Annotated in this window: 21 protein-coding genes and 1 pseudogene; 11 read left to right on the forward strand and 11 right to left on the reverse strand. The window is 63.8% G+C overall.

Annotation, left to right across the window (positions count from 1 at the left end; all coding sequences use genetic code 11):
• The first annotated feature begins 82 nt into the window (after positions 1 to 82).
• The 8 genes from HV670_RS17855 to HV670_RS17890 all read left to right on the forward strand — a co-directional run bounded on the left by HV670_RS17855 (position 83) and on the right by HV670_RS17890 (position 8,261).
• On the forward strand, positions 83 to 1,237 hold the full coding sequence (locus HV670_RS17855; RefSeq protein WP_175106135.1) for an ABC transporter substrate-binding protein: 1,155 nt from the start codon (positions 83 to 85) through the stop codon (positions 1,235 to 1,237).
• Positions 1,234 to 2,790: a sugar ABC transporter ATP-binding protein gene (locus HV670_RS17860; protein ID WP_175106136.1), complete on the forward strand. Its 1,557-nt coding sequence runs from the start codon at positions 1,234 to 1,236 to the stop codon at positions 2,788 to 2,790. The genes HV670_RS17855 and HV670_RS17860 overlap by 4 nt, the downstream gene beginning before the upstream one ends.
• A complete protein-coding gene (locus HV670_RS17865) occupies positions 2,774 to 3,784 on the forward strand; it encodes an ABC transporter permease (protein ID WP_246257627.1) in 1,011 nt (336 codons plus the stop codon). Before HV670_RS17860 ends, HV670_RS17865 begins: the two co-directional genes overlap by 17 nt.
• Positions 3,781 to 4,749 carry an ABC transporter permease gene (locus tag HV670_RS17870; protein ID WP_175106137.1) on the forward strand — a complete coding sequence of 323 codons (969 nt, stop codon included), beginning with the start codon at positions 3,781 to 3,783 and terminating at the stop codon, positions 4,747 to 4,749. Before HV670_RS17865 ends, HV670_RS17870 begins: the two co-directional genes overlap by 4 nt.
• 94 nt (positions 4,750 to 4,843) lie before the next feature.
• Positions 4,844 to 5,917 carry a 2,3-butanediol dehydrogenase gene (locus tag HV670_RS17875; RefSeq protein WP_175106138.1) on the forward strand — a complete coding sequence of 358 codons (1,074 nt, stop codon included), beginning with the start codon at positions 4,844 to 4,846 and terminating at the stop codon, positions 5,915 to 5,917.
• 14 nt (positions 5,918 to 5,931) lie between these two features.
• Positions 5,932 to 6,834: an NAD(P)-dependent oxidoreductase gene (locus tag HV670_RS17880; protein WP_175106139.1), complete on the forward strand. Its 903-nt coding sequence runs from the start codon at positions 5,932 to 5,934 to the stop codon at positions 6,832 to 6,834.
• Positions 6,835 to 6,871: 37 nt separating this feature from the next.
• Positions 6,872 to 7,156, forward strand: a complete 285-nt coding sequence (locus HV670_RS17885; protein ID WP_175106140.1) for a YciI family protein — start codon at positions 6,872 to 6,874, stop codon at positions 7,154 to 7,156.
• Positions 7,157 to 7,187: 31 nt separating this feature from the next.
• Positions 7,188 to 8,261, forward strand: coding sequence for an SDR family oxidoreductase (locus HV670_RS17890; RefSeq protein WP_175106141.1), 1,074 nt, complete (start codon positions 7,188 to 7,190; stop codon positions 8,259 to 8,261).
• 121 nt (positions 8,262 to 8,382) lie between these two features.
• Here HV670_RS17890 and HV670_RS17895 read toward each other — a convergent pair whose 3' ends face one another.
• A complete protein-coding gene (locus HV670_RS17895; RefSeq protein WP_175106142.1) occupies positions 8,383 to 10,557 on the reverse strand; it encodes an ADP-ribosylglycohydrolase family protein in 2,175 nt (724 codons plus the stop codon).
• A gap of 302 nt (positions 10,558 to 10,859) precedes the next feature.
• Positions 10,860 to 11,621, reverse strand: a complete 762-nt coding sequence (locus HV670_RS17900) for a CDP-diacylglycerol diphosphatase (RefSeq protein WP_175106143.1) — start codon at positions 11,619 to 11,621, stop codon at positions 10,860 to 10,862.
• Positions 11,622 to 11,752: 131 nt separating this feature from the next.
• Here HV670_RS17900 and pyrE point away from each other — a divergent pair, with 131 nt between their 5' ends.
• On the forward strand, positions 11,753 to 12,268 hold the full coding sequence (pyrE, locus tag HV670_RS17905) for an orotate phosphoribosyltransferase (protein ID WP_175106144.1): 516 nt from the start codon (positions 11,753 to 11,755) through the stop codon (positions 12,266 to 12,268).
• 88 nt (positions 12,269 to 12,356) lie between these two features.
• On the opposite strand, the gene HV670_RS17910 is transcribed toward pyrE, so the two are convergent.
• The 7 genes from HV670_RS17910 to HV670_RS17940 form a co-directional block, all read right to left on the reverse strand.
• Entirely contained in the window at positions 12,357 to 12,950 is a 594-nt protein-coding gene (locus HV670_RS17910) for a phosphonate degradation HD-domain oxygenase (RefSeq protein ID WP_175106145.1), read from the reverse strand.
• 155 nt (positions 12,951 to 13,105) lie between these two features.
• Complete coding sequence (gene phnY, locus HV670_RS17915; protein WP_425511437.1) at positions 13,106 to 14,512, reverse strand: phosphonoacetaldehyde dehydrogenase; 1,407 nt, start codon at positions 14,510 to 14,512, stop codon at positions 13,106 to 13,108.
• Between the two features lie 244 nt (positions 14,513 to 14,756).
• Positions 14,757 to 15,626 (reverse strand): 2-aminoethylphosphonate ABC transport system, membrane component PhnV, encoded by an 870-nt coding sequence (gene phnV / locus HV670_RS17920; protein ID WP_175106146.1) that lies wholly within the window; start codon positions 15,624 to 15,626, stop codon positions 14,757 to 14,759.
• Positions 15,586 to 16,509: a 2-aminoethylphosphonate ABC transporter permease subunit gene (locus tag HV670_RS17925; RefSeq protein WP_175106160.1), complete on the reverse strand. Its 924-nt coding sequence runs from the start codon at positions 16,507 to 16,509 to the stop codon at positions 15,586 to 15,588. The genes phnV and HV670_RS17925 overlap by 41 nt, the downstream gene beginning before the upstream one ends.
• A gap of 106 nt (positions 16,510 to 16,615) precedes the next feature.
• Positions 16,616 to 17,647, reverse strand: coding sequence for an ATP-binding cassette domain-containing protein (locus HV670_RS17930; protein WP_246257645.1), 1,032 nt, complete (start codon positions 17,645 to 17,647; stop codon positions 16,616 to 16,618).
• Positions 17,648 to 17,869: 222 nt separating this feature from the next.
• Positions 17,870 to 18,925, reverse strand: coding sequence for a 2-aminoethylphosphonate ABC transporter substrate-binding protein (phnS, locus tag HV670_RS17935; RefSeq protein ID WP_425511438.1), 1,056 nt, complete (start codon positions 18,923 to 18,925; stop codon positions 17,870 to 17,872).
• Between the two features lie 344 nt (positions 18,926 to 19,269).
• Positions 19,270 to 20,043, reverse strand: a complete 774-nt coding sequence (locus HV670_RS17940; protein WP_175106148.1) for a DeoR/GlpR family DNA-binding transcription regulator — start codon at positions 20,041 to 20,043, stop codon at positions 19,270 to 19,272.
• A 314-nt stretch (positions 20,044 to 20,357) separates the two neighbouring features.
• Between HV670_RS17940 and HV670_RS17945 the strand changes: the two genes are divergently transcribed.
• Positions 20,358 to 20,591, forward strand: a complete 234-nt coding sequence (locus tag HV670_RS17945; RefSeq protein ID WP_175106149.1) for a hypothetical protein — start codon at positions 20,358 to 20,360, stop codon at positions 20,589 to 20,591.
• Between the two features lie 205 nt (positions 20,592 to 20,796).
• A pseudogene (locus HV670_RS17950) lies at positions 20,797 to 20,988 on the forward strand (DDE-type integrase/transposase/recombinase); the annotation flags it as partial.
• A gap of 235 nt (positions 20,989 to 21,223) precedes the next feature.
• Here HV670_RS17950 and HV670_RS17955 read toward each other — a convergent pair.
• Both HV670_RS17955 and HV670_RS17960 read right to left on the reverse strand, forming a co-directional pair.
• A complete protein-coding gene (locus tag HV670_RS17955) occupies positions 21,224 to 21,454 on the reverse strand; it encodes a hypothetical protein (RefSeq protein ID WP_175106150.1) in 231 nt (76 codons plus the stop codon).
• The coding region (locus tag HV670_RS17960) for an EndoU domain-containing protein (protein WP_175106151.1) at positions 21,451 to 23,316 on the reverse strand (1,866 nt) is incomplete at its 5' end. The genes HV670_RS17955 and HV670_RS17960, both read right to left, overlap by 4 nt.

Below are 23,316 nucleotides of genomic sequence, written 5' to 3' on the forward strand. Positions count from 1 at the left end.
AAGATGAGCCTTGCTCAGGGTAGGAAGCCGGTTCAAGCGGGGGACACGAAGGCGATGCACAAAGACATTCATGGAGACATACATGCGTCACTTGCTTTGCCTGACCCGCGCGGGCGCGCTGGCCGTTGCCGCTGCACTGATGATCCCGGCCATGAGCGCGCATGCGGACTACACGGGCGCACCGCGGACCTTTCTCTTCAATCCCGCCGTCCAGATCCCGTTCTCGGACACGACCAAGTTCAAGAAGAAGCCGCCTTATGTGATCGGTTTCTCAAATGCGGGGCTCGGTGACAGCTGGCGCGTCGTCATGCAGCATTCGTTAATGAAGGCCGCGTCGGAGCATGCCGACGTCATCAAGCAGATCATCATCACGAACGGCAATATGGACGATGCGAAGCAGGCCGCCGATATCCAGGACCTGACCTCGCGCGGCGTGGATCTGCTGATCGTCAGCGCGAACACCTCGAAGGCGCTCGACCCGGTTGTCACACGGGCGATGAAGCAAGGTATTCCCGTGGTGATGGTCGATCGCCGCATCTCATCCGATAACTTCGTGTCCTTCGTGACTGGCTCGGACGCGATGATGGGGCGCCTCTGGGCGCAGTGGATCGTCGAGAAGCTCCATGGCAAGGGCAATGTGATCATGCTCGCCGGGCAGGCCGGCTCGAGCGTGAGTGCCGATCGCGAAACGGCCGCCAAGCAGGTGTTCTCGCAATACCCCGACATCAAGGTGCTCGACACGGTCTACTCGGACTGGAGTCCCGTGAAAGCCAAGCAGCAGATGCAGGCGATGATCGCCAAGTACGGGCGCAGCATCAATGCGGTCTGGTGTGCACATGGCCTGCCGGTCGCAGGCTCGATCGACGCCTTCCTCGCCGCGGGCTACAAGGCCGGCGAGATTCCGCCCCACACGACGGCCGACCTCAACGGTCCGCTGCAGCTCGCGCTGAAGGACAAGATTCCGATGCTCGAAGTGGGCTATCCGCCATCGATGGGCGGCACGGCGATCGACGTCGCGCTCAAGGTACTCAATGGCCAGCCGCTGCCGAAGATCTATGAGATCAGCCCGCAGATCGCCTTGACGCGCGGCGACGAAACGGCGTCGGTGCCACATCCCGACCAGTACATCGATCAGATCGTCGACAAGAACGGACCGCCGGACGAACTCATCGATGGCGGCATGGGGGCGGGCTATAACCCGTCGACATTCAAGGTCAAGCTGCCGGGTGACAAATGAGCCGCGCCGGTCCCATCACTCCGGCTCATGATCTGATCGAGGTGTGCCAGGTCACGAAAGCGTTTCCGGGCGTCAAGAGTCTCGACCAGGTGTCGTTCGGCGTGCGCGGTGGTGAAATCCACGCGCTTGTCGGAGAGAACGGTGCGGGCAAGTCGACCTTGACCAAGGTGATGGCCGGGGTCTACCTGCCCGACAAAGGCGAGATACGCTTCGACGGGCAGGCCGTGCAGTGGAAGTCGGCGGCGCAGGCCAAGCAGCGTGGCATCCATGTGATCCATCAGGAGCTCGTGCTGTTTGCGCAATCGAGCGTCGCGGCAAACATCTTTGCGGGCGCCGAGCCGCGCAGGAGCTTCGGCCTTGTCGACCATCGCGCCATGAACGAGAAGGCGCAGGCGCTGCTCACGGAGCTCGGCGTGCAACTCGATCCGCGCGAGCGTGTCGGCAACCTGTCCGTTGCGGATCAGCAAATGGTCGAGATCGCCAAGGCGATGGCGAGCGAGACACGCGTGCTTGTGCTCGACGAACCGACCGCGGTGATCGCCGGCAAGGAAGTCCAGTTGCTGTTTGCACGGCTTCGCGCACTGCGCGATCGCGGCGTCGCGATCGTCTATATCTCGCACCGGCTCGAAGAGATCTTCGAGCTTTGCGACCGCGTGACCGTGATGAAGGACGGCCGCAAGGTCGACACGAAGGCCGTCGCGGATACGACGCGCGACGCCCTGGTGCGCATGATGGTCGGGCGCGAGATGAAGGAAATCTATCCGGCCAGGCTGCCCATCGCGGTGGATGCGCCGGTACTGCTCGAGGTCGAGCGTCTGTGCGTCGGCAACCGCGTCTTCGACGCGTCGTTGACGGTGCGCGCGGGCGAGATCCTGGGCATCGCCGGCATGGTCGGCTCGGGGCGCACGGAGCTTGCCTCGGGCATCTTCGGGGCTCTGCGCGCGCACCGCGGTACGGTGGCGATCGGCGGTGCACGACGTTCGCACATGACGCCAGCGGCAGCGATCCGCCTGGGCCTTGGCTTCGTCACTGAGGATCGCAAGTCACAGGGCTTGCTGATGCTGCTCGATGTCGCACAAAACGTGACGGCGACCACGCTCGATCAAGTCTCGCGCTTCGGCCTGGTACGCCGCAGCGTCGAATGTGAAGCGGCGGCGACCGCCATCAGGGACTATTCGATCGCCGGCGTGCGTCCGGCCGGCAGTGTCGCGACCCTGTCGGGCGGCAACCAGCAAAAAGTCCTCATCAGCCGATGGGTGCGCGTATGCAAACGCGTGCTGATCCTCGACGAGCCGACGCGTGGCGTCGACGTGGGTGCAAAGGCTGAGATCTATCGTGTGATGCGAAGCCTCACGCAGCAGGGTCTCGGCATCCTGATGATCAGTTCCGAATTGCAGGAAGTGATCGGCATGTCAGACCGGGTGCTCGTGATGCGCGAGGGTCGCATCAACGGCGAGCTCAGCGGTGAACGAATGACGGAGCACGACATCATGCGGCTTGCGACGTCTTCGGCGGAACAGATCGAGGAGCGCGAGCATGAATACGCTGAGTAAGACGGAGGGTGGAACGCAGCACGCGGGACGAACACAACGACGCCATGCCCCGATGCGCCGTCATCTGTCGTTGAATGCCACGGCGTACGCGGTCTTCGCGCTTCTCGTCGCATTGTACGTCGTTGGTGCGTGCATCAGCGATCGCTTCGCGACGTTCGGCAATCTGCTGAACGTGCACCAGCAGGCGACCGGCCTTGCGCTCGTCGCGCTCGGCCAAACCCTTGCCATCCTGACCGGTGGTATCGACCTGTCGGTCGGTTCGCTGATCAGCGTGAGCGCGACGTTGACCTCCGGCCTGGCCGACAACGCCTATGGCGGTTGGACGAGCGCGGTGCTCGCCGTACTGCTGCTATCGGTGGTGGTCGGCCTGGTCAACGGCGGACTTGTGCTCTGGCTCAAGGTGCATCCGCTGATCGTGACGCTCGGCATGGGCGCGGTGCTTCAGGGTGCCATTCTCTACTACTCGCTTGGGCCGGCCGGCACGGTTCCGGACGGCTTCGATTCGCTTGCCTACGGCCGTTTCATGACGATCCCGATTACCGCCACGCTCGTGCTGGGGCTCTACTTCATTGTCTCGTTCCTCATGCAGAACACACGGCTAGGACGGTATGTCTACATGGTCGGCGACGACGGCCATGCGGCAACGCTCACGGGCGTTCCCAAGGCACGGGTCATCCTTGTCGTCTACGTGTTCTGCGCGGTGTGCGCGGGCGTGACAGGCATCTATCTCGCCGCACAGTTCGGTTCGGGCCAGCCCTATCTCGGCGCCAACTACACGCTCGCGTCGATCACCCCTGTGGTGGTCGGCGGCACCCTGCTCACAGGTGGGCGTGGCGGGGTCGTCGGCACGCTGATCGCGGTGTACCTGCTGAGCCTGCTCAACAACCTGATCAACTTCGCAGGAATCCCCTCGCATTACCAACTCATCGTGCAGGGTGCCGCGATCATTCTCGCGGTCTCGCTCAATGCGCCGCGCAAACGGGTGGCGGCATGAGTTCGATCGTTTCCAGACGGCTGCCCATTGCGCGCTTCTTCTCCGTCGACGTCGTGCGCCGTTACGGCATCTTCATCTTCTTTGTCTTGCTGGTGCTCGCATCGGGCGCGATGTCCCCGACTTTCCTGCGCGGGGACAACCTTGTCAACATGCTCGTGCAGTTCGCTCCGCTCGGCATTGTCGTGATCGGACAGGTCTTCGTGATTCTGGTCGGCGGACTCGATTTGTCGGTTGCCTCGGTCATGGCGACGGCCGCCGTGGTGGCGACGGGCTTTGACGGGACAAACGCGACCGTGCCCGCGGTCTTCGGCGCGACATTCGCCATGTGCCTTTGCACGGGTCTCCTGAACGGCTTTCTCGTCACGAAACGCCAGGTCTCGCCGTTTCTTGCGACCTTCGCATCCGCTGTCGTGCTGGAGGGACTGCGCTTCGCCTACACGCAAGGCGCGCCCTCGGGCAATGTCGCACCGCTGTTTCACTCGATGGGTACGGGGTTCGTGCGCGGCATGCCGGTCAATGTGCTGATCCTCGCCGCCTGCGCGCTGGTGCTCGGCGTACTGCTGCACGCCTCGACCTTTGGACGCCGTGTGTTCATGGTCGGGGGAAATTCGGAATCCGCGCGGCTCGTAGGGGTGAATCCCGATCGCGTGCGTATCGTCTGTTACGTGATCAGCGCGCTGCTTTCAGGCGTCGCGGGACTTGTGCTGTCGGGCTACGTGGGCATCGTCGACAACTGGGTCGGCAAGGGTTTCGAACTCGACTCGATCGTGGCCGCGGTCATGGGCGGCGTCGCCTTGTCGGGCGGGCGGGGCACGCTCCCGGGCGGGCTGATCGGCGCGGCGATTCTCGTCATCGTGTTCAACATCGTGTTGCTGGTCGGCATGCCCGTGCAGGCGCAGACCATTGTCAAGGGCGTCATCATCATCGGCGCGTCGGCGTGCTACGTGATTCGGCAACGTCGCTGAAGACAGGAAGCCGTCGGCAGTAGCCGTCATCCGGCCTGCACGCATTTCAAGAGGATGCCGCCGAGGCGGCATATCCACGCAGAGGAGGAGTTCCATGAGAGCAGTCAGATTTCATTGTGCCCACGACATTCGTGTCGAGAACGTGCCGGACCCGGCGGGCATGGGTGCCAGCCAGATGATCGTCAAGCCGATGTGGTGCGGCATCTGCGGCACCGACCTGCATGAATATCAGGCCGGCCCGATCGTCGTGCCGACCGAGCCGCATCCGCTCACGGGGGCAAAGGCGCCGCAGGTTTTGGGCCACGAGTTCAGCGCCGAAGTCGTCGAGGTCGGTCGTGACGTGAAGAACGTACAGGCAGGCGATCGCATTTCGGTCATGCCGCTCGCCTCTTGCGGACAGTGCTACTACTGTGCGCGCGGCTTGCGCCATCTCTGCACGAGAATGGGCTGCGTCGGCCTGAGCTGGGACGGTGGCGGCATGGCCGAATACACCGTCATCAACGACTATCACGCGAACAAGCTTCCCGACACCGTGAGCGACAAGCAGGGTGCGCTGATCGAGCCGGCGGCAGTCGCGCTCTATGCGGTAGACCGTGGTGGCGTGACGGTCGGTTCCTCCGTGCTGATCACCGGAGCGGGACCGATCGGCGTGCTGGCCGCGCTCGCTTGCCACGCGGCCGGTGCGAGCCAGATCTTCGTGAGTGAGCCGAATCCGGCCCGTGCCGCGAAGATGGCGGAGTTCGGCGTGGTCACGGAGATATTCGATCCCACCGACGGCCGGCTCCCCGAGAAGGTCCGCGACCTTACGGAAGGCGTCGGCGTCGATGTCGCAATTGAATGTGCGGGCAACCAGCATGCACTCAACGCCTGCGTGGACGCGGTGCGCTCGGCTGGCGCGGTCGTGCAGGCCGGTCTGCATGTCGGCAGCGCGAGCGTCGATCCGATGAAGTGGTCGCTCAAGGACATCCGCATCGAAGGCACCTGGTGCTACCCGGTCACGATCTGGCCGCGGATAGTCGGCATGATTGCCAACGGCAAGTTTCCGGTCGAGAAGCTGATCCACGATCTGATCGATGCGGACGACGTCGTTGCCAAGGGCTTCGACGTGCTGAGCGACAAAGGCAGCGACAAGATGAAGATCCTGATCAATCCGCAAACGACCCGATAGCCGAGACGACACGAATGACTGAACAGCACAATCAAGCGAAGCCGTCGATCGGCTGGATCGGCCTCGGCAAGATGGGCACACCGATCGTGGCCAATCTGCTGAGGGCGGGCTTCGACATCACGGTCTACGACGTCGAGCCGTCGCGTGTCGATGAACTGGCCGCGCAGGGTGCGAAGCCGGCCGCGGATATCGCGACACTTGCGGCGTCCGTGCAGCTCGTATTCTCGATCATTCCCGACGACACAGTGTTGCGCAGGGTCGCGCTCGGTTCGCAAGGCGTGGTGGCGAATGCAGCCAAAGGCACGGTGTATGTCGACATGAGCACGGTATCGCCGAGCGTTTCGGAGGCGGTTCGCGACGCCGCCCGTGCGCGCGGCATGGGTTTTGTCGCAGCGCCGGTATCGGGCAGCACGGTGCTCGCCGAGAAGGCACAATTGACGGTGTTCGCATCGGGACCGAAAGACGCGTTCGAATGCGCACGCGGGGTGCTCGAAACACTCTCCGCACGCCAGTACTACGTCGGAGACGATCAGCAGGCGCGTTATCTGAAGCTCGCGATCAACCACCTGGTCGGCTCGACCGCGGTGCTGCTCGCCGAGGCGCTGACGCTCGGCAAACGGGGCGGTCTCGACTGGGTCGAGATGCTGACGGTGATCGGCGACAGCGTCGCGGCGTCGCCGCTTGTCAAGTACAAGCTCGAGCCGCTCAAGCAGCGCGATTTCTCCCCGGCCTTCTCATCGAAGCAGATGCTCAAGGACATGTCGCTGGTGGTCGATGCGGGCCATGCCGCCGGCGTGCCGATGGCGGCTGCGGCGCTCGTGCGCGAGCAGTTTGCCGCCTACGTGGCGGACGATGGCGCGGAACTCGACTTCTTCTCGATCGTCCGCGCCGTCGAAGCGGCGGCGCACCGGGCTTGACCAGGCACTCACCACCACAACGTTTCTGGAGCTGCATATGCATTTCACCGTGTACTGCCTCGATCACGAGGGTATGGTAGAACGCCGTTTGTCCCATTACGAGGCGCACAAGGCCTATCTGGCCACGGCTCCAATGAAGACGGTCATGTCCGGCCCGCTGCTCGCAAGCGATCAGCAAACGATGATCGGCAGCTTCTTCCTGTATGAAGCCGACGACATCGCCGATGTCGTTCGTTTCAACAGCAACGATCCCTTCAATGCGGCGGGCATCTGGAAGAGCGTGGACGTTCGCCCATTCCTCAAGCGTGTCGACAACCGTTGACGCGCGCTTTCTACTTCACACTATTCTTGTCATGCAAAATCGAGCACTTATCATCGGAGCGAGCGGGATCGCCGGCAGCAGCCTGGCGAGCCGCCTGCTCTCCAGCGGCTGGCAGGTGCACGGGCTGTCGCGAGGTCGTACGCCGGTATTGCCCCAGGTCAAGGCACACTCCGCCGATCTGACTTCGGCGGACTCAGTTCGCGCGGCCCTCGAGGGTCTCGACGTCACACACGTCTTCTTTACTGCGTGGGCACGGCAGGCGACGGAGCGCGAGAACATCCGCGTCAATGGCGCGATGGTCAGCAACGTACTCGACGCGCTCTCGGCCGGACCCTCGAAGCTCGCGCATGCCGCGCTCGTGACGGGTCTCAAGCACTATCTCGGACCGTTCGAGGCCTATGCGACGGGCGCGGTGCCCGAGACGCCGTTTCGCGAGGAGCAGGGGCGCCAGAAGGTCGAGAATTTCTACTACGAGCAGGAAGACCGCATGTTCGCGGCAGCCGCACGCGACGGCTTTACCTGGAGCGTGCACCGGCCGCACACGATCATCGGCTTCGCGGTCGGCAACGCGATGAATATGGGCACGACGCTCGCCGTCTACGCAACACTGTGCAAGCAGACGGGCATGCCCTTCGTGTTTCCGGGTTCGTCGATGCAATGGAATGGCTTGACCGACATGACCAGTGCGGACCAGCTCGCGCGCCATCTCGAATGGGCCGCAACGGCCGAGTCCGCGCGCAATCAGGATTTCAACATCGTCAACGGCGACCTGTTCCGCTGGAAGTGGATGTGGTCGCGCATCGCCGATTACTTCGGCGTGATCGCCGTGCCGTTCGACGGTGAAGTCCGCCCGCTCGAAGCGCGCATGCACGAGGCGGGAGCGCAATGGCAAAAGATCGCCGCGCAATACGGCCTGGCCGAAGCCGACATCGGCAAGCTTGCATCGTGGTGGCATACCGACGCCGACCTCGGCCGCCCGATGGAGGTCCTCACTGATATGTCGAAAAGCCGCCAGGCCGGCTTCCTCGACTACCGCTCGACGCCTGATGCGTTCTTTTCGCTGTTCGACCGACTCAAGGCGGAACGCCTGATTCCCTCCGCATGACGCGGGAGGGCTAGGGGAGCTCAGGCCGTCGTGCAATCCACGGCGGCCTGAACGGGGAGCGTGGTTGACATCCTCCCCGCCTTAAAGGAGCCCTGAAGGAGGAGGATGGCCGCGCACGTGTTCAGGACTGAACGCCGCTCACCCGGATTTCCGCCGTCGACAATGCCCCTTCATTGATCACGAGCCCGATGCCGCCATTCTCGTAGCCCTCTCTGACGTCGCTGACCGAGAACACGGGCACGCTGTCCAGCGAGCATTCGATTGTGGTACCGCGAACTGTGATCGTCATCAGGTGAGGCTGTTCGAGTGTCCAGGCGAACGGCTTCTCTGCGAGCATCACCCTTTTCCCGTCCCTCGCCTTGACGAGGCGCACATGGCCGTCGCGCGACAACAGCATCGCGTAGTAGCGCCGCAATCCCTGGACACGCACCGCGAGTCCGCCTTCATGCCCGAGGTGGATGTTCACGTTCGACGACACGGTGTAGTCGGTCCACTGCCGCGTGCCATGAATGATCATCCCTTCGCCGACGCTCTGGGAAATGCGGAACGCCGTACGAAAGTTCTTGCTGAAGATGCTGACGCTGTTGATCCAGGCCTGACGCCAGAAGTCGCCGGGCTCGTCCGGGCGCCGCAGGCAAAGCTCGGGTGCGCCGTCCCAGCGCAGATAGTCGACTTCGATCGCACCGTCGGCCTGCAGGGCTTCGGTCGACAGATTGAAGCCGATCTGCTGGATCGGCTGGCCGCCCGTATCGGGAAGCTTCCACCGCAGCATTGCACTTTGCCCCGCGGAGAGGGTCTGCCGCTCGCCGTCGACGACATTCAATGAATCGCCTTTTCCGTAGACCTTGAGGCGCAGGCCGACGCTTACCGGCGCCGAGTTGCCGGGTGCGGCGCTGATGCTTGTCTCGACCCATTGCCCCGAGTACACGAGCGGCGTCGCCATCAGTTCGTAGACCGGCATTTGTGGTGCATTGGACGGCGAGAAGGTCGGCGTCATCGCTGACAGAGTCTGGCCCGGTGCAAGCCACTTGAAGCGCAGCGCGAGCCTGCCGTTGTGGTTCTCGACCTTCAGCGCGCTCGGCGTGCCCTTGCGGGAATCGGCTTCGAAACCCTGCACGCTGCCCGGCAGCGAAAAATGGAAGATCGCACCGTGCTTCGGCGCATCGGGCGAGGGCATGCCGGCAAGCCGGTAGCCGAAGCCCGCAATCTGGTAGGCGATGCGCACGGCATCCGTGATGGCGTTGCCGCCGTCGGCCGACGAAATCAGCATCTTGTCGGCGATCGGCCCGCGCCAGTCGGGTCCCGAGTTCACCCCGGCGAGCCCGAGCTTGATGCCGAGCAGGCAGCCGACATTACCCGAGTTGCAGTCGGTGTCCCAACCCGATGTGTTGACGATCATCAGCGCCTTCTGCAGATCGTCCGGCGCGTACAGCACGCTCATGATGATCAGGGCGTGATTGGGCACGACGTGACAGTTGCCGGGAAACTTGTCGTAGCCGTAGTGATCCTGGATGCGCTGACGGCAGTCGCGCCAGTCCGGCAGCTCGGCATGCCAGCGGCGCACGTCGCCGATCAGGCGCGCGATGAGGCTGTCCGCCGGAATCACCGAGAGACCGACGTCGAGCAGATGCTCGACATCGTTCGAGACGAACGCTTCGGCCTCCATCGCGGCGAGCAGCTTGGCCGCGAGCACGGCTTCGCCGTCGTGGCTGACTCGCGCGGCCTGCGTGGCGAGCCGCGCCGCGAGTTGCGGCTGGCCGGGTGAGACCATGGCCCAGCCATCGATGAAGATCTGCGCGCCGATCTGCTCCGCGACAGTCTGCCCGTTGGTTTCGATCGAGCCGCTCTCAGGCGCAGGGATCCCGCGTTTCAAGTTGAGCCACGCGGTGTGTTCGGACGAATTGCCGCTGCCGCCCCACCAGAGAATCGCGCGGTTTTCGACGATGTTGTTGAGCCAGGTCTTGCCGATTTCCTCGGCCGACAGATCGGGCTTCACGCCGTGCTCCTCGAAGGCACGCAGGAACGTGAAGGTGCCCGCGACGTCGTCGTCGGTGACGACGAGCGGCACGCCGAGGCGGTCGTGGACGTAGTAGTCGATGGTGCCGAGCTCGGCCATGATGCGCTGGTGGGTCCAGTTCTCGAACGGCCGGCCGAGGAACACGCCGATCAGCTTGCCGAGCACGCCGGCATACACGCGCTCGAGATAGTCGTTGGGAACCGTCCGGGTCTGCTGGGCGTCGGCTCGCGCTGCATGAGTCGATGCATGGTTCGAGATAGACGCGGCGGGGGAGGACATGATTGAGACCTCTGCCTATGTGCGTGTTGAGAAAGGGACGGAAGCAGGCGACCCGGCATCGCCGGGCCGCCGCGGGGCTCAACCCTTGACTGGACTGCTCGCCATGTCTTCGACGAAGCGCCGCTGCATGACAGGAAAAAATCACCATTGTCGCGACGCGGCAAGGTCGCGCTGATCACGCGTGCCGCCGCCGCGGGCCCCATCGTGAATTGTAGAACGCGTAGCGCTACGAGCGTCGAGAGTAGTTCGCGTCGAAAACGCGGGGCCACCCTGGGTGAGGACGTAGACGAAGTTGAAGGTCCCTATCTTCCCCGCACGTGGCAGTCGTGATCGAGCAGTTCTTCGGCGGAGCCGCGGTCGAGCCCGTGGACGTGGTCGTTGAGCAGGATGAAGGCGGGCTTGCCGTCAGCCAGCGTGGTGCCGGTCAGCAGCAGGGTCTGGTCCGCCATCGACTCGCCGCGGGCGCGGGTGTCGGCAACGAGTAGCGCGAACGGGTCGGTGTCGCGCAGGGTCCCGTCGGTGATGAGTCTTGCGCGATAGCGATGCCCTTCCAGCGGCACGTCGAGCTCGCGCCAGGACTCGCCGATCGAAGCGCGCTGCGCGGAGAGCGCGGCAACGACTTCGGGCTGCATGCAATCGATATGAATATGCAACTGGTTCTGCGAGCGCCCGCTTGCCGAGTTGATCGCGAGGCCAATGTCTTCCGGGGGCAATGAGGTGTGCAGGCTCCGTTCAACGTAGACCCGCGCCTCCCATGCATCGCGCCAGTAGTTCGGCAGGCCGGGCTGCTCGAGCCGGGGGCTATCGATGCCGCTGATTTTCTCGGTCGGTATCAGCAGATGCTGGCCGACCCCGCGGATATCCTTGAGCACCGCATAGCCGCCTGCGAGATCGACATAGGCGCAGGCATTGTGCGCGGACGGATCGTTCGCTTGCGGCACACACTGCTTGCTGACGATATTCCAGAGGGCGTTGGGGTTGCCCGGATGGGTAGCGCATGCACCAAGCGTCATGGCGGCCAATACCGCCATCGGTACCAGGGTGCCGCGGATCAAACTTTTCATCGAGTTTCCATTCGTTGCGGTCGGGGCATCCCGGCGCCTTTTTCTTTTAAACCGATACAGGCGTGCCGCTTTTCTAGTAAATTCGTGCCCGCGGTCACCGCAGACACATTGCAACAGAATATAGGGCGTCCATGAACATTCCGAAACGTATCCGCGAAGTCTCCAAACTCACTGGCGATTTCGTGCTCCGCTCAGGCAAGCGCAGCAATGTCTATTTCGACAAATACCGCTTCGAATCCGATCCGGTGCTGCTCAAGGCCATTGCCGAGGCGATGGTACCGCTGATCCCGGCCGGCACTGAAGTGCTCGGCGGCCTCGAAATGGGCGGCATTCCGATCGTGACGATGCTCAGCCAGGTTACCGGCCTGCCGGCGGCATTCATCCGGAAAGAAGCAAAGGAATACGGCACATGCCAGTACGCAGAAGGCGCCGAGCTTGCCGGGCGCAGGATCGTACTGATCGAAGATGTGGTGTCGAGCGGCGGCGCGATCACCGATGCGGTCGCGAAGCTGCGCGCCGATGGCGTGCCCGTCGAGCTCGCACTCTGCGTGATCGATCGCGAGTCCGGCGGCAAGGAGACGCTCGCGGCGATCGGCATCGAGCTCAAGGGTCTCTATACCTTCTCGCAGATCGACGGCGCGCAGTAGGACTGCATCCCATGCAGGCGTAGCGCGCGGTGCGACACAACGGGTGTTGGCGTGCCGGGAGGTGCGGGACGCGCCGAAGGCCGGCGACTCAAACGCCCGCGCGCATGTCGACATTCACGCCGGCGCGCTCCGCGAACCGTGCGGCAACCTGCGAGACGACATCCATGTAGTACGACAGTCCAGGCGTCGTCAGCCTCGCGATCTTTGCCTGATCGTCCCAGCGACGCAGGCGGATCGCGTCCTCCGCATAGGGCTTGTCGAGAAACGCGCGCGCCTCGGTCTCGTCGAACGCCCCCCCCTGCAGGCGCAGGCTGCGTACCGAGTCGGCCGAAAGCTTGCCGAAATACTGGGCGTCGATCGCACACAGGCAGCGCTTGGCGTCGACATGCAGACGAATCGGCTCGAGCACGGTTTCGGGCAGCACGCGGCGTAGAAACGGCAGTGCGAAATACTGGTGCTGGTCGTCGATGCCTTGCACCGTCGGTGAATGGCCTTGCAGGTTCAGCAGATGCCCGAGGTCATGGAGAAACGCGGCGACAACGAGATCGTCACCCGCGTTCGCCTGCTCGGCGAGCAAGGCGGTCTGCAGCGCATGCTCGAGTTGCGTCACGGGCTCGCCGCTGTATGCGATGCCGCCATGTTGTTCGTAAAGCTGACGAATGTCTTTGATGCTCAGTGCCATGCCGCGATTCCTTTTTCGCTGTTGCGCCGGGGGTTCGGGCTCTTATACGCTGGCCGTGTGTCAGTTCTGTGCGCCTGAGCCACGCGCAGTCGAAACCGGTCCGTTCCGGCGGCCGCCGCGCGCATGTCCGACGCGTTCAGTGACTCGGCCTGCGCTCAACCCCAGGGCAGCGAGAACGTCTTGAGATTCGTAAAGCTCTTCATGGCTTCCTGAACGCCTTCCTTGTAGCCGAGGCCCGAATCCTTGATGCCGCCGAAGGGCGACAGCTCGATCCGGTAGCCGGGCACTTCCCAGATGTTCACGGTGCCGACCTGCAACTCGTCGACAAAACGCCGGATCAGATCGAGCCGGTTGGTGCAGATGCCCGACGAGAGGCCATAGGCCGTGCCGTTGCTGATCCGGATCGCTTCGTCGACGGTGTCGAACGCAATGATCGGCGACACCGGGCCGAAAGTTTCCTCGCGCACGACGGTCATCGACGGATCGACGCGATCGATCACGGTTGGCGCAAAGAGCGCACCGCGCCGCGTATTTCCCGTCAACAGCCGGGCGCCCTGTGTAATCGCCTCATCGACGCGCGACTTGAATAGCAGTGCCGCCCGTTCGTCGATCACCGTGCCCATTTCGTTGTCCTCGTCGAACGGGTCGCCGAATGTCCACGCCCGTGTCAATTCGACCAAGCGTTCCGTGAACGGCGCGGCGATCGAACGTTGCACGAGCATTCGCTTGACCGCCGTGCACCGCTGACCTGAATTCCTGTATGAACCCTGAACCGCGAGTGCCGCCGCGCGGTCGAGATCGGCGTCTTCGAGCACGATCAGCGGATCGTTGCCGCCGAGTTCGAGCACGATCCGGCGGTAGCCGGCTTTCGCCGCGATCGATTTGCCGATCGCGACACCGCCGGTGAAGGTGACGAGCTGGACGTGACGGTGTGTGATGAGCTCGTCGGCGATCTCCCGCGGATCGCCGGTCACGACCTGGAGCATCGGCTCGGGCAGGCCTGCTTCGTAAAGGAGCTCGGCGAGATATTGGGCCGACAGCGGCACTTTTTCGGAAGGCTTGAGCACGACCCGGTTATTGGTCGCGATCGCCGGTGCGACCTTGTGCGCGACCTGGTTCATCGGATGGTTGAATGGCGTGATCGCGACGATCACGCCGTCGAGCGGCTCGCACTGGGTGAAGACGCGGCGTGCCTTGCCGTGCGGCGTCAGGTCGCATGAAAAGCTCTGGCTGTCGTCGCGCAGGGCTTCTTTCGCTGCGAATAGAAGCACGTCGGCAACCCGGCCGATCTCATAGCGCAAGTCTTTTTTCGAGAGCCCTGATTCGCGCGAGATCAGATCGGAGGCCTCCTCGGTTCGCTCGCGCAGCAGCGCAGCGACACGCTCGAGAATCTGCGCGCGCGCATAGCGCGTCAGCCGCGGCCGGTATGCGTAGGCGGTTTCGATCGCCCGCCGCACATCTTCGATGCCCGCCATCGGCACCGTGCCGACACGTTGACCCGAGTAGGGATCGATCACGTCGAGCACGCGCCCGCACGTCTCGCGCCGGCCCCCGATCAGCATCGGTGCGGCGCGGAACGACGGATGTTCATGGATCACGGTAGCCATCATGCGTTCAGGTGGTTGAGCGCGATTGGATCCCATCGAAATCGCGCAGGCGCGAGCGCTCCGGCGCGATCGACGCGAGGTGGTGGAAGGCGGGGAAGGATCGAGAGGGATCGAAGTGCCTTGCTCACAATGCCTCATTATGCAACATTAAGGCACGTAACGCCACATACGAAGCGGACACCCTCGCCGCGTCAGGGCGTCACTGCTTTCGCCGTGAGGGCATCCTGACCGCGATCAACGACAGCGCGGCGAGCGAGGCGGCGAGCATGATCAGGGACAGGGCGGAGGCCGGCAGGTAGTAGCCGCGTTCGACCTGGCCGACCACGACGATCGGCGTGGTCGCGAAGCCCGGCGGATAGACGGTCAGGGTTGCGCCGAGTTCGCCGAGGGACAGCGCGAAACCGAGCGCGAGGCTTGCGCGCAGCGCTGGCACGAGTTGAGGCAGTACGACGCGGCTGAGCACCATCGAGGGGGGCGCGCCGAGACTTGCCGCGGCTTCGCGCAGCACCGTGAGCTCAGGACGCAGCGCGGCCGCCGCACACCGATAGCAAAACGGCAGCACGAGGGCGAGCTGAACCAGGATGACGATGGCCGCCGAACCCGACAGGTCGAGCGGCCGCTTGTGGTACGCGATCAGCACCGCGAGCCCGAGCACGACGCTTGGCACGCCGTTGGGCAGCATGGCGATACCGTCGACGAGTGCGCCGAGACCCTTGCGGTCGCGGCCCTCGAGCGCAAGCGCGAGCCACAGCCCGAGCAGCGTGCCGAGTCCCGCGACCGTGAAGCCGACGACGATGCTGGTCGTCAGCGCATCGAGATCGCTGCCGCCGAGTCGTTCGAACCAGCGCAGACTGAAGCCGGTCGGCAAGATCGTGCCAGACCAGTGGGCCGCGACGCTCGACAGCGCGACGACGATCACCGGCAGCACGAACAGCCAGCAGCAGACCAGCGCGGCAAACGCGACCGCGATCATGCCGGCCACCCGTCGCAGGCGGCGGCTTCCGCGCGAAGCCAGCGGCGGGGCCGCTTCAGCGGGTCGGGGAACGTTGGACGTGGCGTTGGTTGACATGGCGGTAGAGCAGGTAGAGCGACAGGGACATCGCGAGCATCAGCACCGCGCCGGCCGCTGCCGCATTCAGATCGAGGTCGACCGTCGCCGCGCTGAAGATCGCGACCGGCAGGGTGACGAGCCGCGCGCTGCCAAGCACGAGCAGGATGCCGAACTCGTTGAGCGTGAGCAGGAAACACAAGATCGTGCCGGCCGCGATGCCGGGCCAGGCGAGGGGCAGCACGACGCGCCATGCGACCATCGCGCTGTTCGCGCCGAGACTGCGGGCGGCTTCGATGATCCGCATGTCGAGCAGAGCGAACGATGCGAGGGTTGGCCGCACGACGAACGGCGCGAAGAAGACGACCTCCGCAAGCACGACACCGCCCGTGCCGAACAGGAAGTCGAGCGGTGGCGCATCGAGATGGAATATCTGCTGGAGCGCGATGCTCACCGAGCCCTGCGAGCCGTAGAGGAAGATCAGCGTGAACGCGACCAGGAACGAGGGGAAAGCGACAAACAGCTCGAGAAAACGCGTGAGCAGCCGCGTGCCCGGAAAGGGCTTGAAATGCAGCAGGGCCGCGATGGCGATACCGAGCAGCGAGGCGAGTCCGGCGCTGGCGAACAGGACCCAGAGCGTCGTGAAGATCACGCTGCGGGTATCCGCATTGCCGAAGAAGCGCGCATAGGGCGCGAAGCTCAAGCCGTGCTCGCCCGACACGCTCAGCGCGAGCAGGCGGAAGAGCGGATAGACGACGATGGGCCCGAGTACGGTCACCAGCAGGAACATCATCTGCCACCAGGCCGCGCGCTCGCGGCGCCGGTGCTGCACCTGTTGAAGCGGCACGCGCGCGGCGGCAGCGGCAAGCGATGCTGCAACATCGCCCGGCATCGGCATCGGCATCGGCATCGGCATCGGCATCGGCATCGGCGTCGCGGTCCCCAGGCGGCCGGGAGTGCCGTTGGCGTCAGCATTCACGGCGGCGGGCAGCACTGCGCCGCGCCCGGTATCAGGGCCGGACGAGAACGACATCGTCGACCCCATAGTGCAGTGAAATTCGCTCGCCTTTGACCGGCATACTGCCCGCGACGCGCTGCATGGACACGAGCACGGGTTCGGCCGGCAGTGCATCGAGCGTCACCGCGATCGAGAGAGTCGCCCCGTACCAGTCGACCGCACTGATCACCCCATGCAGATGTCCCTGGCCGAGCGGCACGATGCGCAACTGCTCGGGACGCAGGCAGGCAAGCTGTTCGCGCTCGCCGTGACGCGCATCGCCGATCGGGAAAACGAGCGAAGGCGCGAGCAGGTTTGCCGCGCCGAGATAGCTCGCGATAAAACTGTCGGCTGGGTGTTCATAGAGTTGCTGCGGGGTGCCAAGCTGGGCGATCCGGCCGTCGCGCATCAGTAGCGTGCGATCGGACAGCACGAGCGCATCGTCCTGATCGTGGGTTACGCAGACGATCGTCAGATCGGGCAGGCGTTCATGGAGCGCCTTGATCTCGGAGCGTACCGAGGCGCGCAGGTTGGCGTCGAGTGCCGAGAGCGGTTCGTCGAGCAGCAGCACATCGGGCTCGATCACGAGCGCTCGCGCAAGGGCGACGCGCTGCTGCATACCGCCCGACAACTGTGCCGGCATCAGATGACCTGCATCGCCGAGCTGGACGAGCTTCAGCGCATCGGCCACGCGGCGTGCGATCTCGCTGCGGACCATGCGCCGCGCACGCAGGCCGAAGGCGACATTGTCGAAGACCGACAGATGCGGGAACAGTGCATAGCTCTGGAACAGCAGGCCGAGGTTGCGCCGGTGCGGCGGCGCGTCGGTCAGGTCGCGGCCGGCGACGCTCAGCCGGCCTGTCACATGATCGGCCTGGACGAAGCCGGCGATGAAGCGCAGCAAGGTGGTCTTGCCGCAGCCGCTGCGGCCCAGCACAGTCAGCAGTTCGCCGCGCTCGAGCGTGAGCGACAGGTCGTCGAGCACCGCACGTTCGCCATAGCGCACCGTCAGGTGGTCGATCTGCACACCCGCGCCGCGCGGCACGGCGGCGGCCTCGTGGCCAGCCTGGGCTGCCGCTCCAGCACCGGTGCCCAGGATTGAGGAAGCGCTCGCAAGAGTCACCGGTTTATCTCCAGCAGAATGTGACAGCGGAAGAACCGCGCACGCCGGTCGCCACCCGGTGATCAGAGCGTGACGGCCAAGTCGATCGTTGTGTCGACGGGAAGATGGGTGGTTTCAGCGCCTCGCCCATCGCCCGGCAGCGTGTTACTTCGGCTTGACGACTTCAAGCGGCTTGTTCGAAGCGCCGATCACCGAGCTTTTCCAGCGCGCGACCCAATCGGCCTTCTTCGCCATGACCTGGTTCCAGTCGACCGGGATCAGATGCACGCCGGCGATCGCCTGCTTCACCACTTCGCCATTCTTGCCGGCGAGCGGTACGTCGGTACGACCAGGAATCCCGTAGATGTCAGGCACCTTCGACTGCACGTCGGCCGACATCAGATAGTCGATGAGCTTCTTGCCGACCGCCTGGTTCGGGCCGTTCTTGATCAGGCCGATCGCATAGGGCAACTGGAAGGTCGTCGGTTTGTCGCCCGGCTTGGCGGCGAGGAACACCGGCTTGATCGAGAGGCCACCGTTGGCCGCATCGTCGAGATCCATCTGCAGGTCGCCGTTGGCGACCGAGATTTCGTCGCGCGAGAGCAGCACGTCGAGATAGCCCGTGCCTTTCGTGTGGAACTTGGCGTTTTGTTCGAGCTTCTTCAGGTAGTCGAATGCCGGGTCTTCGCCCATCAGGGAAGTCGTCAGGATGATCACCGCCATGCCGTCGCCGGCAGTCGCCGGATTGGAATAGGCGACCTTGCCCGCATAGGCGGGGTCGAGCAGGTCGGCGAAGGTCTTCGGCTCCGTCTTGACCTTGTCCGGGTTGATCGCGAACGAGAAGTAGTTGTTGACGAACGTGGCCCAGCTGCCGTCGCTCGCCTTCGCGATGGCCGGCACGTTCGTGTAGTTGACGCTCTGGTACGTCTGCAGCAGGCCAGTCTGTCCCGCCTGCTGGATGAACGGCGGCAGCGTCACGAGCACGTCGGCCTTCGGGGAATCTTTTTCGACGGTTGCGCGGTTCACGACTTCGCCGCTGCCCGCAGTGACGATCGCGACCTTCACGCCTTCCTTCTTTTCGAAGGCGGGCAGCACGTCCTTGTAGAGGTTTTCGAGGCCGTCCGCCGTGTAGAGCACGACTTCGCCGGCGGCGAATGCATGGGTCGCCATGCCGAACGTGGCGAACACAGCAGCGGTGGACACCAGGGTGCGAACGATCATTCGGAATGTGCGCGGGTCAGCGATCTTCATCATGGCTCGGTTTCTCGGGAGAGGCTGAACGAAATCGCAAGCTTCCGCGCTCCTTATGACGCGGAGATGACGAAAATGGAAAGTTGCAAAAACTGACACATTTCGCCACTTAACCGCACAAGCGGAGGCTGCAAACTTAGGATTGCGATCCATGGCTCATGCGGGGTTGACCTAGGCTGCGACGCGGGGCTGTCACACAGCAGGGCCGTTACCTAGGGATACTACCTATGGTGCGACTGGGGCTGTACTCTTGAGCCGGCATCGTTTGATGGGTCGAAACGTGTGTCAAGGCAATAACGCGGCGTTGTGCAAATTCAGGGGCGTTGCTGCGATGCAGCGACCAGCAGCTCCGGTCCGAGCGCGGCGAGCGCCTTCCGGAATGCCTTGTCGGGTGCGCGTTCGGTGACGAGATAGCGGGCCGTCTCGAAATTCGCGACCCGCACGGGCGTCACGCGGCCGAACTTGGAGTGATCGGCGACAACGATGGCGGTCTGCGCGGCGGCGAGCATGCAGGCGCGTACCTCGGCCGCCATCCTCGAGTAGTCGGTGAGATTCGCCTCGGCTGTGATGCCGCCGGCACCGACGATCGCGAAGTTCGCGTGGTACTGGCGCAGTTGCTGGATCGTGTCGAGCCCGAAGGTGGCGTCCTCGAGGCTCGAGAGTTCGCCGCCGAGCAGGACGACGCGGTTGTCATTGCGTCGGCCGAGCAGGAGCGCGATGCGCCAGTCGTTCGTATAGATCGACAGCCCGCGCCGATCGAGCAGCGCGCGGGCGACAGCGAGCGTCGTGCTGCCCGAGTCGATCACGACCGAGGTGCCATCGGCAATCAGTTCGGCCGCGCGCTGGCCGATCGCGCGTTTGGCCGCGGCGTTCGAGGCTTCGCGGGTGTCGACGTCGGGCTCGGTGTGCTCGGCGCTCAGGGCGCCGCCATGGGTCGTGACGAGCAGGCCGCGCTCGGCGAGTGCGTTGAGGTCGCGGCGGATCGTCTCGCGCGAGACGTCGAGTTCGCGAACCAGTTCGGCGACCGACAACGCTCCGGTCCGGCCGAGCTCGTCGAGGATGTGTTGCTGTCTTTGTTTCGCAAGCATGAACGCGCGGGCCGATAGGGAAGGGCGCGGCTATTCTATACGCTCACCGGGAGCTCCAGATGGGACGCTTGGAGCGCAGCGGGACACCGACCGGCGCATCGGCCTTGGACCGGAACAGTGGAATATCGTGAGGCTGCCTCGGGATGATCCGGGGCGTCTGCATTGAGGTTGTCCTCTCCATGAAGCGATGGGAGACATACAATGGACGAAGGCACTGTGGCGACGAAAAGCTGGCGCGATGCTCTGACCACGAGGCGGTGACGCCCCTGCCGCACTCGGTCGCGAGCCCTCCTTTGGCCCCATGGAGAACGACAATGAAACAACTTTTGAAAGGCTCGCGGCCAGTCGGCTTGGCGGCTGCATTCGCCTGTGGCCTGTTGCTGTCGGCATGCGCGACCGACGACCCCGTTTATCAAAAGAACCAGGCCGACCTGGCGCGACTCCAGGCGTGCGGGTGGTATCCGAAGGCCTTCGATCCCTACTACCCGGAGGATCTCCAGGAGGCGGAAGAACGCTCGCGCCGCGGAGAATGTGGAACGCCGAAGTAGTGGGCGTGGCGCGCGCCTTCCGCCGGAAGGGCGCGCGACGTTCGCGATGTACTTTGGTCGCCAAGTTGTTTGGCCGGAAGCTGCGAAGGGGCACCGATCGATCTCATCTGAACCGCCCCGAGTTTGGTGGAGGCTCCAACTCTCGAGAGAATGGAGCCATGAACAAGTCGAACAAGTTTTCTGCTGAAGTCCGGGAACGTGCAGTGGCTGGCGCGTCAGTTCGTCGATGACGACGGACTTCGTTCTGGACTCACTCGAACAGGCGCCGTACGCCCGCCAGCCGGACAGTGTCGGAACGCTGATCCATCACTCCAACAAGGGCTCGCAATACGTCAACATTCGCTACAGCGAGCGGTTGGCCGAAGGAGGCATCGAGCAGTCGGTCGGTAGCCGGGGGACGGCTACCAGGTCGCGCTAACTGGTTTGGCGCGAACGATGAGCCGGTTGAGCTAACACCGATCGAAATGCCTTGATATACGGGCGCAGGACCATTAGTTTTGACCGTCAATATTTGCGTGTCGCATATAGCAACTTATTTAAGACATCTATCGGCCAGTGGCGCCTGGGTTGCCTCCAAGTTACTGAAAATAGTCGGCACATCCAGTACTGAAGCGTTGATCGTTTTTGGCAGGCTAGTCAGTCATTCCCATTTTTTTTCCCGCCTCTCTCAACAAAGGCGGTCGAGTGATTTGTTGATTGTCGAGCACGAAGGTTAGCAGCTCGTAAGCGATACCGTATTCACCATGATCGAGGTAATCAACGACATCTGTTCTATCTCGGCCTGATATTTTTCCTCCAAGCAGGTTAAGTACCTCTCGTAGCAATTGCTCGATGCCATCGAAGTGAGACTGATCTATTTTCATTTCGGGTTCCTTATAACATTCGTGGGAAAGGCGCTAACGATCCCGCCCCCCTTCCTTGGCGGCTCAATCACGACTTGAATATTGATGCCATCGCGAGTGCCAACCTTCACAATTCTGCCGTTAGTCTGAACCGTTTGGGGAATAGACGGATCAGTCGCAATATCGGACACGTCGTTCATGATCTTTGAGGCCGACCAATCCTCTGGAAATGGAGACTTGCCAGGGGCGCCAGGCCAAAGGTGGCCACCCCCAGTGGCGTCTCCGTTCAAGATGTGATCGGTCCGGCTTGGCGATGCCAAGTTTACGTCGTCTACAGACCTGCTGCTTGTAGCCTGCGAGCTATCGGACGAAGCGCCCGAACCAGAAGCCTGACTACCGTCGCTCGACTCGCTGTCTCCACCACCGCTCGACAGCATCGGCGCACCCGGCGTCACCACCGGCGAAGCACTCACCGTTGGACACAGCACGCCAGGGCCACACGATATGACGCCCGGCGTCACCACCGCGGTCGCGGTCGGCGGCGTCCTGTCGCTCCCGCCGCCTGTTATATCGGTTTGCGGACCCGCATCCCCCTGCTGCACATCGCCCGGCATCCCGACACGCGTGTTCGCGACATCCCGCGGCAGGTTCTTCACGTCCTGCCCGAACTGCTCCACGCCACGTCGGAACTGATCCAGCTGACTGAACCCAAGATCCTTCGCCTGCTGAGGCAACGTGTAGACAAACAGCCCGCTCTGCACCTTCTGGCTGTTCACCCACTGCAACTCCGGTCCCAGATCCTTCGCGTCCTCCGGACTCACATAGTTCGCCAGCCACCCCGGACTGTTCGGCGAAAACTCCGCCCAGCACTGCACAACGTAACATGCGGCCGCGGTCAGGCGCTTCTCTTCTGCCGCATCACCCTTCGCGTTCTCACGGATCGCCGTTTTTTCATCTGAATGTAACTGCCGATTGTACAGATCAGCATTCAACGCCCCCCCGGCCCCACTCGTCGCGCCTGATACTCCACCCAGCGCTCCGCCTGCCACCGCACCCGCCAGCCCCGACGCCGCATTCGCTATCAGCGTCCCGCCCAGCGTGTCGCCCGCCGCACCGCTCGCACGGCTCATCGCACCACTGACCGTATTGCCCACCACATTGCCGGCAACCGTACCACCGAGTGCTCCCGCAACATGGCCTCCACCCAACGCCGCACCCAGTCCCGCCACCGCCGCATGCGAGGCAATCCGCGCTGCTCCGTCGTTCCCCCACAGCGTGACCTGCTGCGTCGCCGCGTCGTAGTCCGCCTGAGCTTGGGCCATCCCGGCGCGATCGCCGGTTGCCTTCGCGTTCTCGTACGCCAGCGCCGCCGTGGCTTGGGCCGCACTCGCACGGCTTTCCAGCGCGCCTGCCACATCGCCCACCACCTGCATCCCGACCTGGCCGACGCCCTGCTGGACCGCCAGATCGTTCTGCACCTGCTGCGCATCGAATGTGTTCTGCACCGAACCGTTCGCGCTCGTGGTATCGCGACTCAGGGTGTCGCGGCTCAAGGTGTCGCGACTCAGGCCGGCCGTGCTGTCCTGACCCGTTCCTGCATCGCCACGAACCGTGATCGTGCCGGGACTGACCACCGCATGGGTCGTCCCCGACGCCTCCGAACTCGTCCCCGCCGTCGAGAAGCCACTCGGCCCCAAGCCTTGCGAGTTCAACGGTCCAGGCGTGCTGCTCCCCCCCTGCTTGACCGGCGTATCGAGGTTCACTCCACCCGACGTACTCTGTCCGAAGCCACCGCTTGCACTCAAGCCGATCGTGTCACCCGAATCGCTCGCGTGATTCTCCAGATCCGTGTAACCGAATGTCTGCGTCGACAGACTGTTTCT

It is taken from the genome of Pararobbsia alpina, assembly GCF_902859895.1.
GTDB lineage: Bacteria > Pseudomonadota > Gammaproteobacteria > Burkholderiales > Burkholderiaceae > Pararobbsia > Pararobbsia alpina.

Coding starts and splice junctions, on each gene's coding strand:
- HV670_RS17855 (WP_175106135.1), top strand. CDS start 83: ATGCGTCACTTGCTTTGCCTGACCCGCGCGGGCGCGCTGGCCGTTGCC.
- HV670_RS17860 (WP_175106136.1), top strand. CDS start 1,234: ATGAGCCGCGCCGGTCCCATCACTCCGGCTCATGATCTGATCGAGGTG.
- HV670_RS17865 (WP_246257627.1), top strand. CDS start 2,774: ATGAATACGCTGAGTAAGACGGAGGGTGGAACGCAGCACGCGGGACGA.
- HV670_RS17870 (WP_175106137.1), top strand. CDS start 3,781: ATGAGTTCGATCGTTTCCAGACGGCTGCCCATTGCGCGCTTCTTCTCC.
- HV670_RS17875 (WP_175106138.1), top strand. CDS start 4,844: ATGAGAGCAGTCAGATTTCATTGTGCCCACGACATTCGTGTCGAGAAC.
- HV670_RS17880 (WP_175106139.1), top strand. CDS start 5,932: ATGACTGAACAGCACAATCAAGCGAAGCCGTCGATCGGCTGGATCGGC.
- HV670_RS17885 (WP_175106140.1), top strand. CDS start 6,872: ATGCATTTCACCGTGTACTGCCTCGATCACGAGGGTATGGTAGAACGC.
- HV670_RS17890 (WP_175106141.1), top strand. CDS start 7,188: ATGCAAAATCGAGCACTTATCATCGGAGCGAGCGGGATCGCCGGCAGC.
- HV670_RS17895 (WP_175106142.1), bottom strand. CDS start 10,557: ATGTCCTCCCCCGCCGCGTCTATCTCGAACCATGCATCGACTCATGCA.
- HV670_RS17900 (WP_175106143.1), bottom strand. CDS start 11,621: ATGAAAAGTTTGATCCGCGGCACCCTGGTACCGATGGCGGTATTGGCC.
- pyrE (WP_175106144.1), top strand. CDS start 11,753: ATGAACATTCCGAAACGTATCCGCGAAGTCTCCAAACTCACTGGCGAT.
- HV670_RS17910 (WP_175106145.1), bottom strand. CDS start 12,950: ATGGCACTGAGCATCAAAGACATTCGTCAGCTTTACGAACAACATGGC.
- phnY (WP_425511437.1), bottom strand. CDS start 14,512: ATGCTGATCGGGGGCCGGCGCGAGACGTGCGGGCGCGTGCTCGACGTG.
- phnV (WP_175106146.1), bottom strand. CDS start 15,626: ATGTCAACCAACGCCACGTCCAACGTTCCCCGACCCGCTGAAGCGGCC.
- HV670_RS17925 (WP_175106160.1), bottom strand. CDS start 16,509: ATGCCGATGCCGATGCCGGGCGATGTTGCAGCATCGCTTGCCGCTGCC.
- phnS (WP_425511438.1), bottom strand. CDS start 18,925: ATGATCGTTCGCACCCTGGTGTCCACCGCTGCTGTGTTCGCCACGTTC.
- HV670_RS17940 (WP_175106148.1), bottom strand. CDS start 20,043: ATGCTTGCGAAACAAAGACAGCAACACATCCTCGACGAGCTCGGCCGG.
- HV670_RS17945 (WP_175106149.1), top strand. CDS start 20,358: ATGAAACAACTTTTGAAAGGCTCGCGGCCAGTCGGCTTGGCGGCTGCA.
- HV670_RS17955 (WP_175106150.1), bottom strand. CDS start 21,454: ATGAAAATAGATCAGTCTCACTTCGATGGCATCGAGCAATTGCTACGA.